The following is a 12,988-nucleotide window of genomic DNA, read 5'->3' on the forward strand; positions in this document are numbered from 1 at the left end:
GGCGCCGCTCACGCGACTGCTCATGGAACGGCGCAACTGAGCGGTAACGACGCCAACTAAAAAGGCGGTTCCTGCCTGTCGATGCAGAAACCGCCTTTCTTCATGCAGTAAAGCTTGCGAGCGCGAATTACTCCGCCGCGTACGTCTTCTGCGTTTGCTCGCCCAGACCTTCGATACCCAGACGTATTGTCTGGCCCGGCTTCAGGAACACCGGATTCGGCTTCACGCCCATGCCGACGCCCGGCGGCGTGCCGGTCGAAATCACGTCGCCCGGTTGCAGGCTCATGCACTGCGACACGTACGAAACCAGTTTCGCGACGCCGAACACCATCGTCTTCGTGCTGCCGTTCTGATAGCGGTGGCCATCCACTTCGAGCCACAGGCTCAGGTTCTGCGGATCGGCGACTTCGTCGCGCGTGACCATCCACGGGCCGATCGGGCCGAACGTGTCGAAGCCCTTGCCCTTGTCCCAGGTGCCGCCGCGTTCGATCTGCCATTCGCGTTCCGACACGTCGTTGATCACGCAATATCCGGCAACGTAATCGAGCGCGTTGGCTTCGTCGATATATTTCGCCGGCTTGCCGATCACCACGCCGAGCTCGACTTCCCAATCGGTTTTCTTCGAGCCGCGCGGAATCTCGACGTCGTCGTTCGGGCCGCTGATCGCGCTCGTCCACTTGTTGAAGATGACCGGCTCGGAGGGCACCGGCAGATTCGATTCGGCCGCGTGATCCGCGTAATTCAAGCCGATGCAGATGAACTTGCCGATCTTGCCGACGCACGGACCCATGCGCGGATTGCCTTCGACCAGCGGCAGCGAGGCCGGATCGAGCGCGCGCAGTTTGGCGAGACCTTCGTCGGTCAGCGCGGCGCCGTCGATATCGGCGACCACTTTCGACAGATCACGAAGCTTGCCTTGCGCGTCGAGCAGGCCCGGTTTTTCCTGGCCTTTCGGCCCATAACGAAGCAGTTTCATCCTTGCACTTCCTTTCAGTGGTGTTCGGTTCGTGGTTCAGCTTGAGTCGGCGTGGGTCGGCGTGCGTCAGTTCGACCAGCCGCCGTCGATCACATGCGCATGGCCCGTGGTAAACGACGATTCGTCGGACCCGAGATACAGCGCCAACGCGGCGATCTCTTCCGGCTTGCCGATGCGGCCCATCGGCTGACGCGCCACAAAGGCGGCCTGCACGGCGTCCAGCGTCGCGCCTTGCGCCTGAGCCTGCGCGACGATCCGCTGTTCGAGCGACGGCGAAGCCACCGTGCCCGGGCAGATCGCGTTACAGCGTACACCACGCGTGATGAAGTCCGCAGCAACGGACTTGGTCAGCCCGATCACCGCGGCCTTCGAGGCGCTATACGCGAAGCGGTTCGGCACGCCCTTCACGCTCGATGCCGCCGACGACATATTGATGATCGAGCCGCCGCCGTGCTCCAGCATGGCGGGCAGGAACGCGCGGATCATGCGGTACATCGCCTTCGCGTTCAGGTCGAACGCGAAGTCCCAATCCTCTTCGCTGCATTCGAGAATATTGCCCGCGTGCACGAAGCCCGCGCAGTTGAATAGCACGTCGATCGCGCCGAGTTCGGCGGCCAGCGCTTTGATCGCCGCGTCGTCGCGCACGTCGAGCTTGCGCGCGTCGACCGGCTTGCCGGCGAGCCCGTCAATGCGGATATCCGTGGCGATCACACGCGCGCCTTCGCGTGCGAAGAGTTCGGCGGTGGCGAGTCCGATGCCTTGTCCTGCCGCTGTGATCAGGGCCGTCTTGCCGGCCAGTCTTTGTGTCATCTACGACTCCAGTTGAATGGGCTTTGCATTTGCTTTTGCTTCAGGTCTCTTGCAGAAATCACAGTCGATAAAACGCGGCGGCATTACCGCCGAAAACCGCTTCGCGCTCGCCCTCGCTCAACGACGTGAGCAACGTGTTGGCCACCGAATGCCAAAGCAGATAGTCGCCGTTCAGATCGAGCACCGGCCAGTCGCTGCCCCACATCAAGCGCGCCGGACCGAATGACTTCAGCAGATGATCGACGTACGGGTGCAGCGTTTCCTCGCTCCAGCCGGGCGATGCCTCGGTGACGAGGCCCGACAGCTTGCAATGCACGTGCGGCAGTTGCGCGAGCCGCGTGATCGCATCGGCCCAGCTTGGATAGCCCGCGCGTCCATAGCGGATGGGCGGCTTCGCCCCATGATCGACGACGATGCGCAGCGCCGGAAAGCGCGTCGCGAAGGTCTCGAAAGGCTCGACGTGGCGCGCGTAAATCAGCGCGTCGAACGCGAGGTCGTGCGCGATCAGCGCTTCGATCGCCGGCGCGAGATCGGGGTTCGCGATCCATGTGTCGTCCGGCAAATCCTGCAGCATCGGCCGCACGCCCTTGAACTTCGGCTCTTGCGCCAAGGCTTCGATCACCTCCGGCGCCGTGGGCAGCAACAGCGGCACCCAGCCGACCACGCCCGCAATCGACGGCTCATGGCGCGCCATGTCCAGCAAATAACGCGTTTCGTCGATGGTCGGTGCCGCCTGCACCACCACCGTCCGTTCGATGCCCGCGCGTTCGCGCAACGGCTTGAGATCCTCCGGGCCGAACGTCCGGTACAGGATTTTCAGTTCCGGCGTGAGCCACTCGTAATCGCCACGAGCGGGATCCCAGTAGTGCTGGTGGGCATCGATATGCATCGTCAACTCAATCCTCTGGCGCGGGGGCGCGGCTGTCGAGCAAGCCTTCGTCGCGCAACGCGGACCACAAGGCCGCGGGGATCGGCTTCTCGAACGACGCGGCGTTCTCGCGTAATTCGTCGGCACTGCGCGCGCCGGTCAACACGGTGGCGACCGCCGGATGCGCATACGGAAACTGCAAGGCAGCGGCCGCCAGCGGCACGCCGTGCGTACGGCAAACCGCTTCCAGCCGCGCGACGCGCTCGATCACTTCGGGCGGCGCTTTGCCGTAATTGAATTTCAGATCGCCTTCGACGCCGCGCGCCAGAATGCCCGAGTTGAACGCGCCGCCTAACAGGATGCTGACGCCGCGTTTTTCACAGGCCGGCAACAGGTCGTCGAGCGTGGTCTGTTCGAGGAGCGTATAACGGCCCGCGAGCAACGCGCAATCGATATCGAACTCGGCCATCGCATCGAGTATGACCGCGCCTTCGTTGACACCGAGTCCGACTGCCTTGATCGCGCCAGACGAGCGCAATGTGTCCAGCGCGCGAAAACCGCCGCCTTCGGTTAGCTGCCGCCAGTAATGGGGATGGTTGTCGCCGTGCGTGACACGACCGATATCGTGCACCAGCAGAATGTCGATTTCGACGATGCCGAGGCGCTGCTGGCTGTCCTCGAACGAACGCAGAATGCCGTCGTGTGTGTAGTCGTAAATCGCTTCGAAAGGAAGCGGGTTTTGCCAGCCTTCCTTGTCGTCGAAAGGCGTGGTGCGCGGCACGAAACGGCGGCCCACTTTGGTGGACAGAAGATAGTCGCCGCGCGGATAGCGCCGGAGCGCGTCGCCCAGACGATGCTCGGCCTTCGTATTGCCGTAATGCGGCGCGGTGTCGAAATAGCGCACGCCTGCGTTCCACGCGGCGGCAATGGTGGCGTGAGCTTCTTCATCGGTCAGATCGCGGTAGAGGCCGCCGAGCGGCGCCGTTCCGAGTCCCAATCCGGTCACCTGCAAAGGCCCGCGGCCGATGCGGCGCCGTTGCCCGATCTTCGATCCGATCGTTGCGGTCATTGAGCGCGTCTCCAGTGTCGATCGGAGTTGGCGCTTCAGCTGTCGACCAGAGTCGGCGGTTCAACGCCTACTCTGGTCCCATGCAAAGCACTTAGTCCGATCCCATTCGTGTTTTACCATGCATGGGCGAGGTTTGCCCACGGTGTATACAGACGGCTTGTTGCTAGGCCCGCGGACCTGCCGCTCAGTGCGGCTCGATCGCAACGACCCGATGCTGCGCTGCGGCGCTCGACGGCAAGCAAGCCGGCCCAACCGGTTCGAACGTCTTGTACGTCAGGATGAACTCCTGATGACCGAGCGTCTCCGACTTCGAAGCCGCGCCGCGCGACACCGCCACCGTTTGCTCGAACACTTCGCGGCCCACCTCGTCGAGCGTGCCGCGGCCTTCGAGAATGCGGCCTGCATCGACATCCATGTCGCCGGAAAGGTTGCGGTACGTCGCGGGATTCGCGCACACCTTGATCACCGGCGAGATCGCAGAGCCGACCACCGAGCCGCGTCCGGTCGTGAACAGAATCACATGCGCGCCGCAGGCGATCAGTTCGCCGATCTCCGCGTTGTCGCTGATGTTCGGAAAGCCGAAGCGCGGCTCGCCGTCCGGCACCACGTCGAGCAGATACAGGCCGCCGGTCGGTGGAATGTCGCCGGGTTTGATAATGCCGATAATCGGCGACGCCCCGCTCTTCGCATACGCGCCCAGCGATTTTTCTTCCTGCGTGGTGAGTCCGCCATCCGCGTTGCCGACCGCAAAACTGCCGTGGCCGAGAATCGAGTAATAACGCGCCGCCTTCGCGACGCAGGCCACGATCTCATCGCCGAGCGCCGGGCGCGCCGCGCGCGTCTTCATATGGAATTCGCAGCCCACCAGTTCGCCGGTTTCTTCGAAGATGCACGTCGCGCCCGCGTCGATCAGATGATCGAACGCGCGGCCCACCGCCGGGTTCGCGGTGATGCCGCTGGTGCCGTCCGAGCCGCCGCAAATCGTGCCGATCACCAGTTCGCTCAGCGCCATGGGCACTTTCTGCTGCGCGGCGAGTTGCTCGCGCGCGCCACGAATCCAGTCGACGCCGTATTGAATCGTGCTGCGCGTGCCGCCCTTTTCCTGAATCGTCAGCACTTCGACGGGACGGCCACTCGCGCGCACCACGTCCACCAGATAGTGCTTGTTCATGCTCTCGCAACCGAGCGATACGAACAGCACCGCGCCCACGTTGGGGTGCGTGGTGAGCCGCTCGAGCATTTTTTCGGCGTAGCCGTTCGGATAGCAGCCGGGAAAGCCGATCAGATGCACGGGTGGCTCGCGTTCGGCGGAAGGATCGTCGAACGCGTCGAGCGGTTCGCGAAACTGCGTGACGATCTCGCGCGCGACGTGATGCGCGCACTCGACCAGATACGCCACCGCAACCACATTGCGGATGCCCTTGCGGCCGTCGCGGCGCAGATAGCCTTGCAACGCGGGCTGCTGCGATTCGGCAGATGGAGATGCTACGGAAATGTCAGTCATGATCGATCCAGCGCGGCGCGAGGCCACGTCATTGTGCCCACATCAGTGATGGACGAATTCGTGGCCCGCGTCGTGTGTGTACGTCGGCAGGTAATCGCTTTCGAGATTGTGCGTATGCAGATGCGCACCGCGCGCCACGGCTTCTGTCACGTGACCGATCACTGCGCCGTAGCGCAGCACCTTGTCGTCTTTCGCGAGTTCATGGCGCGCCACCTTGTGGCCGAGTTCGATGGTCTTGGCGAGCGTCACGCGCTCGCCTTCGATCTCGACTTGCGTGCCGCAGTCCAGACGCGCCGCCGCGATCAGGCAGTTGTCGGCGGGGCTGAGCAGGATCAGGCGCGGGTCCGTTTGCAATGGGCGGCTGGTCAAATGAGTTCTCCGAGGTGCGTGCGCATTAGTTTTGACCTTCGCCGCTGGCGAGGCGCGCCACCATCAGCGAGCCCAGGATGATCGCGCCGTAAATCGCCTGAATCCAGAAAGACGGCACCTGGGCAAGCGTCAGCAGGTTCTGCACGACGCCGAGCAGCAGCACGCCGGTGAGCGCGCCGAACATGGTGCCCTTGCCGCCGTCGAGTGAAATGCCGCCGATCACCGCTGCCGCGAACACCGTGAAGATCATGCCGTTGCCCTGGTTCGCGTTGATCGCGCCGACATAGCCGGTCACGATCAGACCGCCCACCGAGGCAAGTATGCTCCCGAGCACGAATACGCCCCACGTGATGCGTTCCACGCGAATCCCCGCTGCGCGCGCCGCTTCCGGATTGCCGCCGATGGCGTACAACGCGCGCCCCAGCCGGTGATAGCGCAGCATGAAGGCCGCAATCGCGAACGCCACCGCCGCGAGCCACACGGACAAGGGCAAGCCGAGCACGATAGTGGTGGCGAGCGCGAAGAACGACGGCGGCATATCGAACAGCGTGCCGCCTTTGGTCGCGCCGACCAGCATGCCGCGCAACACGATCAGCATGGCCAGCGTGACGATGAACGCATTGAGCCGCAAGCGCACCACGAGAAAGCCGTTGATCAAACCGATCACCGCGCCCACCACCACAATGGCGAGCAAGCCGGCCGCCGCTGGCCATTGCATGCCGAAGCCCGCCGACGCCGCCGGCATCACCAGCATCGCGCCCACAGCGGGTGCGATGCCGACCGTCGATTCGAGCGACAAGTCGAACTTGCCGGTCAGCACGATCAGCGATTCGGCAAGCACGACGAGCGCCAACGCCGCCGACGCGCCCAGCACGCTGATCAGATTGGCTTTGGTCAGAAAGCTCGGGCTGACAAACGCGCCGATCACGATCAGCAAAGCTAGCGCGGGCAGCAAGGCCAACTCGCGCAGACGCGCGAGTTCGGAGCGCGCGCGTTTGCCGCGTGACGCCTGCGCGACCAACGGCGGCTGAGCCGCAGCTTGCGCGGTGCCGAATGCAGGACTGGGCACACTATTCTTCATGGAGACTGACTCCTTCAACGGATGCGATCAGGTCGTGGTCCTGCCAACCCGCGGGAAATTCGGCCGCGACACGGCCACGGAACATGACCAGCACGCGGTCACAGGTGCGCAGATCGTCGAGCTCGCCGGACACGACCAGCACGGCCTTGCCCTCTTCGCGCACGCGATCCACGACGGAGAGCAGCGCTTCTTTCGATTTCACGTCGACGCCCGCGGTGGGATCGATCAGCACGAGCACATTGGGATTGGTGGCCAGCGCGCGCGCCATCACCACTTTCTGCTGGTTGCCGCCGGACAGACCCGACACGACATGCTCCGGACCTTGCGCGACGATGCCGAGCGCGTCGATCATCTTCTGACCGAAGGCGCTCTTCTTCGCGGGCGGCGCGATGCCGAACTTGCCGAGCACGCGCGCGATCGTCATCGATGCATTTTCCGCAACCGATTGCGTGAGCACCAAGCCTTCGTGATGCCGATCCTTCGGCACACAGCCGATGCCGTGCGCGAGCGCCGCGGGTACATCGCCGGGCGGCAAGGTTGCGCCGTCCACGCTGATCGTGCCGCGTTTGGCGGCACGCAGACCCGCAACCGCTTCGGCCACGCTCGTGCGGCCGCTGCTCGTCGCGCCGGTCAAGCCGACGACTTCGCCGCGCTTGACGGTGAACGACACGCCTTCGTAATCGGCGCCGGCCAGTTCTTTAATTTCCAGCGCAACCGCCGTGTCTGCGGGCAACGCGGCGCGCGCCGCCGCATCGGCGACGGCGAGACCGCCGCGTTCGCCGGTCATCGCTTCGATCAACTGCTCGCGCGGCAACGCGGAAACCGGCGCGCTGACGATATGCCGCGCGTCGCGGAGCACCGTCACCGCCTGGCAGATTTCATAGACTTCCTGAAGATGATGCGAGATGAAGAGGAATGTCACGCCCTCCCGCTGCAACTCGCTGATGCGCCGGAACAGGCGCTTGATCTCGTCGCCGTCGAGCTGCGCGGTCGGTTCGTCGAGAATGATGAAGCGCGCGCCGTACGACAGCGCGCGCGCAATCTCCACCAGTTGCCGCGCTTCCACTGACAGATCGCCGGCGCGGGCATCTTCGCGCACGTCGATCTTCCAGTGATCGAGCAACGCGCGCGCGTCGCGCCGCATGGCTTGCCAATCGATCACGCCACCGCGCAACGGCTGCCGGTTGATGAACAGATTCTCCGCGACGCTCAGATCGCGGATGATGGTCGAATGCTGATAGACGCACGCCACGCGCTCGCGCCACGCGTCGCGATTCGCGATCGACGGCGCGGCCGCGCCGCTGAAACGCACCTCGCCGGTGTCGGGCTTGCGCAGGCCGGTGAGGATCGACACCAGCGTCGATTTACCCGCGCCGTTGCGCCCGACGAGCGCATGCGACTCGCCGGGCATCACGCGGATGCTCACGTCGTTCAGCGCGGCCGTCGAGCCGAAGCGTTTGGTGACCTCAAGCGCTTCGACCACGGGCACGGAGGGCGTGAGTTCGCTCATTTGACCGTGTTACCCCACAAGGCTTTGTCGTCGACGTTCGATTTCGTCACGAGCGGTGCGGGCAATTGGTCTTCCAGAATGCCGGGCGCCAACTGGATGATGTTGCTGCCGTGATCGGTCGGGCCCGGCTTGAAGGTCTGACCTGCCAACGCCGCCTTGATATAGAACAGGCCGTATTTCGCGTACGAGTCGGCGGGCTGCGACACGGTTGCGTCGATATCGCCGCGGCGGATCGCCTCGAATTCCTGAGGAATGCCGTCGTTGCTGACGATCACGACGTGCTTCGCATCGCCGGCGGGAAACAGCATCTGCTTGCGCCGCAAGGTTTGCAGCGTCGGCGACAGATAGACACCGCCTGCCTGCATGTAAATGCCCTTCACGTCGGGATTGGCGGTCAGCAGGCTGTCGAGCGCGGTAGCCGCGACGTCGCCTTTCCAGGCTGCGGGAATTTCCAGCACCGACACGCCAGGATAGCCCTTCATGCAAGAGCGGAATGCTTCAGACCGGTCGCGCCCGTTGACCGATGCCAGGTCGCCCATGATCTGCACGACCTTGCCGGACTTCACGTGCTCGCCGATGTACTTGCACGCCTTCTCGCCGTACGCGTGATTGTCGGCGCGCACCACCATCGCGACCTTGCCTTGCGTGGGCGCGACGTCCACGGCGACGACCGGCACATTCCGCGCCGCGGCGGCGTCGAGCGCACGGCTGATCGCGGCCGAATCCAGCGGGCCGACCACGATGCCCTTCGCACCGAGGTTCAGCAGGTTGTTCATGTCCGTGATCTGCTGGACGGGATCTCCATTCGAATTGACCGGCGCGAGGATGTCGAGGCCGCTCTCCTTCGCATATTTGGGCAGATAGTTGTTGTACGACTGCCAGAACGGCGACGTCAGCAGCGGCAGACCGAGGCCGATCTTGCCGGTGTCGGCGGCTTGCGCGGCGCCCGTCACACCAAGTCCGGCGAGGCACGCAGCGGCTGCAACCGCGGACAACGAACTGCGGAACAAACGGCGGGCCGTGAGCGGCCCTTTCGTGAACGACATGGTTGTCTCCTGTGTCGATGGGACTCAGCGCTTTAGCACTGACTCCCATCCCATACACGATGGTTGTTGTGGGAACTGCGTGAACCCGGCTGCGGGGCCCGGCACTTCGTCCAGCGCTTTCTGATCGATTCGTGTGAGTATTGGCGTGCGCTCATTCACCAATGAACGTATTATTCATATACGGACTTTTTTAAGTCAAGGCATGTACACTGCATTAACCGTCCGTGTTTTCCCTGGACGAACGCCACCTCTACGAGATTCGTCACGCACTTACACTCACGCGCCACATAATGAGAACAGCCCAAGGAACTTCGCTCACGATGGACGCAGACGACAAAGACGACGCCGACCGCTACCGCGCCCCGGCGCTCGACAAAGGCCTCGACATCCTCGAACTGCTCGCCGAGCAGAAGGAAGGACTGACGCGCGCCGAAATCACCAAGCTGCTCGGACGCAATGCGAGCGAGATGTATCGCATGCTCGAACGGCTGGTCGCGCGTCAGTACGTGGTGCGCTCGGCGGCGGGTGACCGGTATTCGCTCAGCCTCAAGCTGTACGCGCTCGCCCACCGTCATCCGCCGATGAACCGTCTGATCTCCGAAGCGCTGCCGCTCATGCAGCGCTTTGCCGACGTTGCCGAACAGTCGTGTCACCTCGTGGTGTACGACCGCGGCAATCTGCTGGTGATCGCGCAGGTGGATGGTCCCGGTACGTGGGGCATCTCGGTGCGGCTCGGTTCGCGCGTCGGCCTGATCGATACGGGTTCGGGCCGCGTGATGCTGGCGTTTCAAAGCATCGAGCAGCGCGAACAGATGCTGGCCGAACACACCAAGGTGAAGGGCGAGGTCACCATCGATCGCGCCGCGCTCGAGCAGGCCTGCGAGCGGATTCGCACGGCGGGTTTTTCGCAGAAGGACAGCCAGCAGACGTTCGGCGTGACCGACGTCACGTTTCCGATCCAGGGTCCTTCCGGTCAGGCGATCGCGGTCCTCACCTGTCCATATTTGCGGCGTATCGACGAATACGTCGCGCCGACGCTTGAAGCCGCCACCGCGCTCTTGCGCGAGACGGTCCAGGCGCTGTCGATGTTTCACGAGAACGCCGCCTAGCGTGCCATGCGGGCAAGCGAACCCGCGCGGCGGCTCGTCGAAATTCGACGCCTCGCGCACATGGTTTAGAATGGCGACCCTCTCAAAAATCACGCCGCATGGGTTCGCTCATGCGCGCTCATCGATAAGCAATGGCGAAACTTCTGACCGATTCCGAATTCCAGCGTTTTTCCGAACTCCAACAGAAGCAGTCGAGCTTCACGATCACGCCTGAAGAAGCCGACGAACTGCGCGACATCGTCGCTCATGCGCAAAAGCGCCGCGACGACCGCGCGGCGGCGATGCAAAGCATCGAGACGTTCATTCAGCAATTCGACATCAGCCCGGACGAACTGTTTTCGCCGGAGCAGATCGGCGAAGCCGCGCGCACGTTCGGCCTGATTCCGGCCGCGAAGAAAGAGCGGGTGCTGCCGCCGCAATTCACGTTCAACGGCAAGCCGTATCAATGGACGACGCGCGCGCTGCCGGACGATATTCGCGTGCCGTTGTTCGATGCCTTCAAGGCGGGTGAATCGGTGAAGTCGTTTATCGCGACGCCGAAGGATGCGAGCCGTTGCGCGGCGACGATTGCGCGTTTGGAACGTGAGACGGGGGCGGTTTATGGGGACGCGTGGTTGGAGGAGTTGGCGGTGACGCGTGATCAGGTCGACGCCGCTGCGGAGAAACTCGCGGCGTAAGTCTGAGCACCCTGTTATCGCGGGTGGCACTCTATACGCGTATGACAAGAAAGGCGGCTGCGTGCCGCCTTTTTCTTTTTGAGCGCGGGTGTGGTGGGTGGGCGTTGTCGCCGCTATTCGATCCCGCTAGAAGACTGTTGATACGGTAACCCACGTCTGTTGGCGAGCCGTTTGCGCCAAGGGATGCCCCGCGCGCATCGCGTAACTCAATTGCGCGGCCACACGCTTGCCGCTGTAGCTCGCGCCGATGCCATAGCCTTGCAATCGCACGAAGGCGCCCGGTATCGGACCATCCTGACGTGTTCTGCCTCGCGCATTGTCATAGAACACCTGCACGGCGGCACCCGGCAAACTGCGTATGGATTTGCTCGCGGCGATCGAGAAGATCAGGCCGTCGTCGACCGAGGCCGCATTCTGATCGCAGGCGCGCACGGCCGAGGGACCGCCGAGGCCCATCCGCTCCGAGCTGTCGAGACTGCGGCTGGCCCATTGCCCACGCATCTGGACCGTCGCGCGGATGGTCGGCGTAATGGCCTGGACGTAGGCGATGGCTGGTTCGGCCTTGTAGAAGTCGAATCGTCGGCTGCCGAGCATGGGCGCGCTGTTTGAATAGTCGAATTCACTCTGCTTTGCCGTGCCGCGACTGAGAACCGCGCTGTACTGGATCACATTGCGCCGCTCACTGATTGCACCAGCCAGGGCGCCGTCAGCCCGCACCGATGCAACGAGACTGCGCTGGCTGGTTTGGAGCACGTTGTCGAACTTTTCGTCGCTGGAACGTTTGAGGTCGAGATTGGCGCCGAGATCGAGACTCGCGGAGTCTGAACGGATCAACGGCTCGACGCCGTAAATGCTGACGACATTGGCCGATCCCGTACCCAAGCCCGTGAACATTTCGCCGAGCCGGTAATCCACGTGCGAGTACGCGATACCCGCACGACTCGCGCCCAGACCCGTGAGCATGTCGTAGGAAATGCGGCCCAGGCGGGTTTGCCCGTCTTCTCCTGCCTTGGTCTGCATGAAGCGCGGCGTCAGATAGACCGTAGCCTGCAACTGATCGCCTAGTCCCAGCATATTGTTGACGCCACCAGTCAGGCCGAATCTGCGCCAGCCCGCTTGCCTCGAGCCCGCGTTATCGACGGTCGCCGCGCCGTAGTAGCGATCGCCCGGCGCTACGTCGACCGTGACAACCGTGCCGCCCGGCTGCGTTCCCGCTGATAACGTGGATGTCGCCGAGCCGATGCCGGGAATGTCCTCGACAAGGCGTGCGTTGCGCTCGATATCGCGCAGCGAAGGCGCGCCGTTGCCGGTGCTTTCGAGGATTTCCCTGAGCCGTTTGGTCGCCACGTCGGAGCTGTTTTCGACATTGACCGATTCGACGTGGCCGCGCGTGATCTCGAAGTGTATGACGCCGTCCGTCACTGTCTGGGGCGGCAGGATGACGCGCACGAGAGAATCGCCGCCGTGGTACAGGATAGTGGTAAGCGCGTCACGCAGCACGCGCAACTGCGAAAGCGTGACGTTACGCCCGCGCCACGGCGCAAGGAATTCGTCGACGCGCTGTTGTTCCTCTGCGGACAGCGCACCGCCAAAGTCGAAGCTATGGACGGGGAATGAAAGCTCGCCGTTTTCGGGTGTGGGTTCGGGCGGGGTTGAAGGCTGTGTTGGCGCCGTTCGGTCGACTCCGGGCTCGGCGCCGACTCCGCGCGTCAGTTCGGGATTTTGCCGAAGCAGTGAGCCGGCATTCGTCGGCTCGTAGGCTTGCGCGGCAGTGTGCCATGCGGTCGCGCCGAGTAATGGCAGCCATGCGACACCAAAACGACGGCGTATAGGCCGATATCGGTGAACGGCTTTCACGATGAGTGGGCTGGAAATATAAATGCCAGCAGAGGCTCGTGAGAGCCGTGCTGATGCATGAATCTGGAATGAGGAAGGCTTGCGACTACGCAGTCAGAAAGGAAGAGGCGAT

12 protein-coding genes are annotated in these 12,988 nt (G+C 63.5%); 2 read left to right on the top strand and 10 right to left on the bottom strand.

From position 1 onward, the window contains the following. Positions 1-127 precede the first annotated feature (127 nt). From ACQKRQ_RS27970 to ACQKRQ_RS28010, 9 genes are all read right to left on the bottom strand, one after another. A complete protein-coding gene (locus ACQKRQ_RS27970; protein WP_132383540.1) occupies positions 128-976 on the bottom strand; it encodes an ureidoglycolate lyase in 849 nt (282 codons plus the stop codon). A 66-nt stretch (positions 977-1,042) separates the two neighbouring features. Then, entirely contained in the window at positions 1,043-1,786 is a 744-nt protein-coding gene (locus ACQKRQ_RS27975; RefSeq protein ID WP_132383538.1) for an SDR family oxidoreductase, read from the bottom strand. Positions 1,787-1,844: 58 nt separating this feature from the next. Then, a complete protein-coding gene (locus tag ACQKRQ_RS27980) occupies positions 1,845-2,675 on the bottom strand; it encodes an amidohydrolase family protein (protein WP_427480953.1) in 831 nt (276 codons plus the stop codon). 7 nt (positions 2,676-2,682) lie between these two features. Next, positions 2,683-3,723 carry an aldo/keto reductase gene (locus tag ACQKRQ_RS27985; protein ID WP_132383534.1) on the bottom strand — a complete coding sequence of 347 codons (1,041 nt, stop codon included), beginning with the start codon at positions 3,721-3,723 and terminating at the stop codon, positions 2,683-2,685. A gap of 184 nt (positions 3,724-3,907) precedes the next feature. Beyond that, positions 3,908-5,227 (bottom strand): UxaA family hydrolase, encoded by a 1,320-nt coding sequence (locus ACQKRQ_RS27990; protein ID WP_132383532.1) that lies wholly within the window; start codon positions 5,225-5,227, stop codon positions 3,908-3,910. Positions 5,228-5,269: 42 nt separating this feature from the next. After that, a complete protein-coding gene (locus tag ACQKRQ_RS27995; protein WP_427480954.1) occupies positions 5,270-5,596 on the bottom strand; it encodes a UxaA family hydrolase in 327 nt (108 codons plus the stop codon). Positions 5,597-5,621: 25 nt separating this feature from the next. After that, on the bottom strand, positions 5,622-6,677 hold the full coding sequence (locus ACQKRQ_RS28000; protein ID WP_132383528.1) for an ABC transporter permease: 1,056 nt from the start codon (positions 6,675-6,677) through the stop codon (positions 5,622-5,624). After that, positions 6,667-8,187, bottom strand: a complete 1,521-nt coding sequence (locus tag ACQKRQ_RS28005) for a sugar ABC transporter ATP-binding protein (protein WP_427480955.1) — start codon at positions 8,185-8,187, stop codon at positions 6,667-6,669. The genes ACQKRQ_RS28000 and ACQKRQ_RS28005 overlap by 11 nt, the downstream gene beginning before the upstream one ends. Further along, positions 8,184-9,233, bottom strand: a complete 1,050-nt coding sequence (locus tag ACQKRQ_RS28010; protein WP_132383524.1) for a sugar ABC transporter substrate-binding protein — start codon at positions 9,231-9,233, stop codon at positions 8,184-8,186. Before ACQKRQ_RS28010 ends, ACQKRQ_RS28005 begins: the two co-directional genes overlap by 4 nt. A 320-nt stretch (positions 9,234-9,553) precedes the next feature. Between ACQKRQ_RS28010 and ACQKRQ_RS28015 the strand changes: the two genes are divergently transcribed. Both ACQKRQ_RS28015 and ACQKRQ_RS28020 read left to right on the top strand, forming a co-directional pair. Continuing rightward, entirely contained in the window at positions 9,554-10,342 is a 789-nt protein-coding gene (locus ACQKRQ_RS28015; RefSeq protein ID WP_427480956.1) for an IclR family transcriptional regulator, read from the top strand. Between the two features lie 131 nt (positions 10,343-10,473). After that, a complete protein-coding gene (locus ACQKRQ_RS28020; RefSeq protein ID WP_427480957.1) occupies positions 10,474-11,019 on the top strand; it encodes a hypothetical protein in 546 nt (181 codons plus the stop codon). 126 nt (positions 11,020-11,145) lie between these two features. On the opposite strand, the gene ACQKRQ_RS28025 is transcribed toward ACQKRQ_RS28020, so the two are convergent. Further along, entirely contained in the window at positions 11,146-12,876 is a 1,731-nt protein-coding gene (locus ACQKRQ_RS28025; protein WP_427480958.1) for a ShlB/FhaC/HecB family hemolysin secretion/activation protein, read from the bottom strand. Between the last annotated feature and the right edge of the window lie 112 nt (positions 12,877-12,988).

Origin of the sequence: Paraburkholderia sp. NPDC080076 (genome assembly GCF_050281145.1) — a bacterium.
GTDB lineage: Bacteria > Pseudomonadota > Gammaproteobacteria > Burkholderiales > Burkholderiaceae > Paraburkholderia.

Coding starts and splice junctions, on each gene's coding strand:
- ACQKRQ_RS27970 (WP_132383540.1), bottom strand. CDS start 976: ATGAAACTGCTTCGTTATGGGCCGAAAGGCCAGGAAAAACCGGGCCTG.
- ACQKRQ_RS27975 (WP_132383538.1), bottom strand. CDS start 1,786: ATGACACAAAGACTGGCCGGCAAGACGGCCCTGATCACAGCGGCAGGA.
- ACQKRQ_RS27980 (WP_427480953.1), bottom strand. CDS start 2,675: ATGCATATCGATGCCCACCAGCACTACTGGGATCCCGCTCGTGGCGAT.
- ACQKRQ_RS27985 (WP_132383534.1), bottom strand. CDS start 3,723: ATGACCGCAACGATCGGATCGAAGATCGGGCAACGGCGCCGCATCGGC.
- ACQKRQ_RS27990 (WP_132383532.1), bottom strand. CDS start 5,227: ATGACTGACATTTCCGTAGCATCTCCATCTGCCGAATCGCAGCAGCCC.
- ACQKRQ_RS28000 (WP_132383528.1), bottom strand. CDS start 6,677: ATGAAGAATAGTGTGCCCAGTCCTGCATTCGGCACCGCGCAAGCTGCG.
- ACQKRQ_RS28005 (WP_427480955.1), bottom strand. CDS start 8,187: ATGAGCGAACTCACGCCCTCCGTGCCCGTGGTCGAAGCGCTTGAGGTC.
- ACQKRQ_RS28010 (WP_132383524.1), bottom strand. CDS start 9,233: ATGTCGTTCACGAAAGGGCCGCTCACGGCCCGCCGTTTGTTCCGCAGT.
- ACQKRQ_RS28015 (WP_427480956.1), top strand. CDS start 9,554: ATGGACGCAGACGACAAAGACGACGCCGACCGCTACCGCGCCCCGGCG.
- ACQKRQ_RS28020 (WP_427480957.1), top strand. CDS start 10,474: ATGGCGAAACTTCTGACCGATTCCGAATTCCAGCGTTTTTCCGAACTC.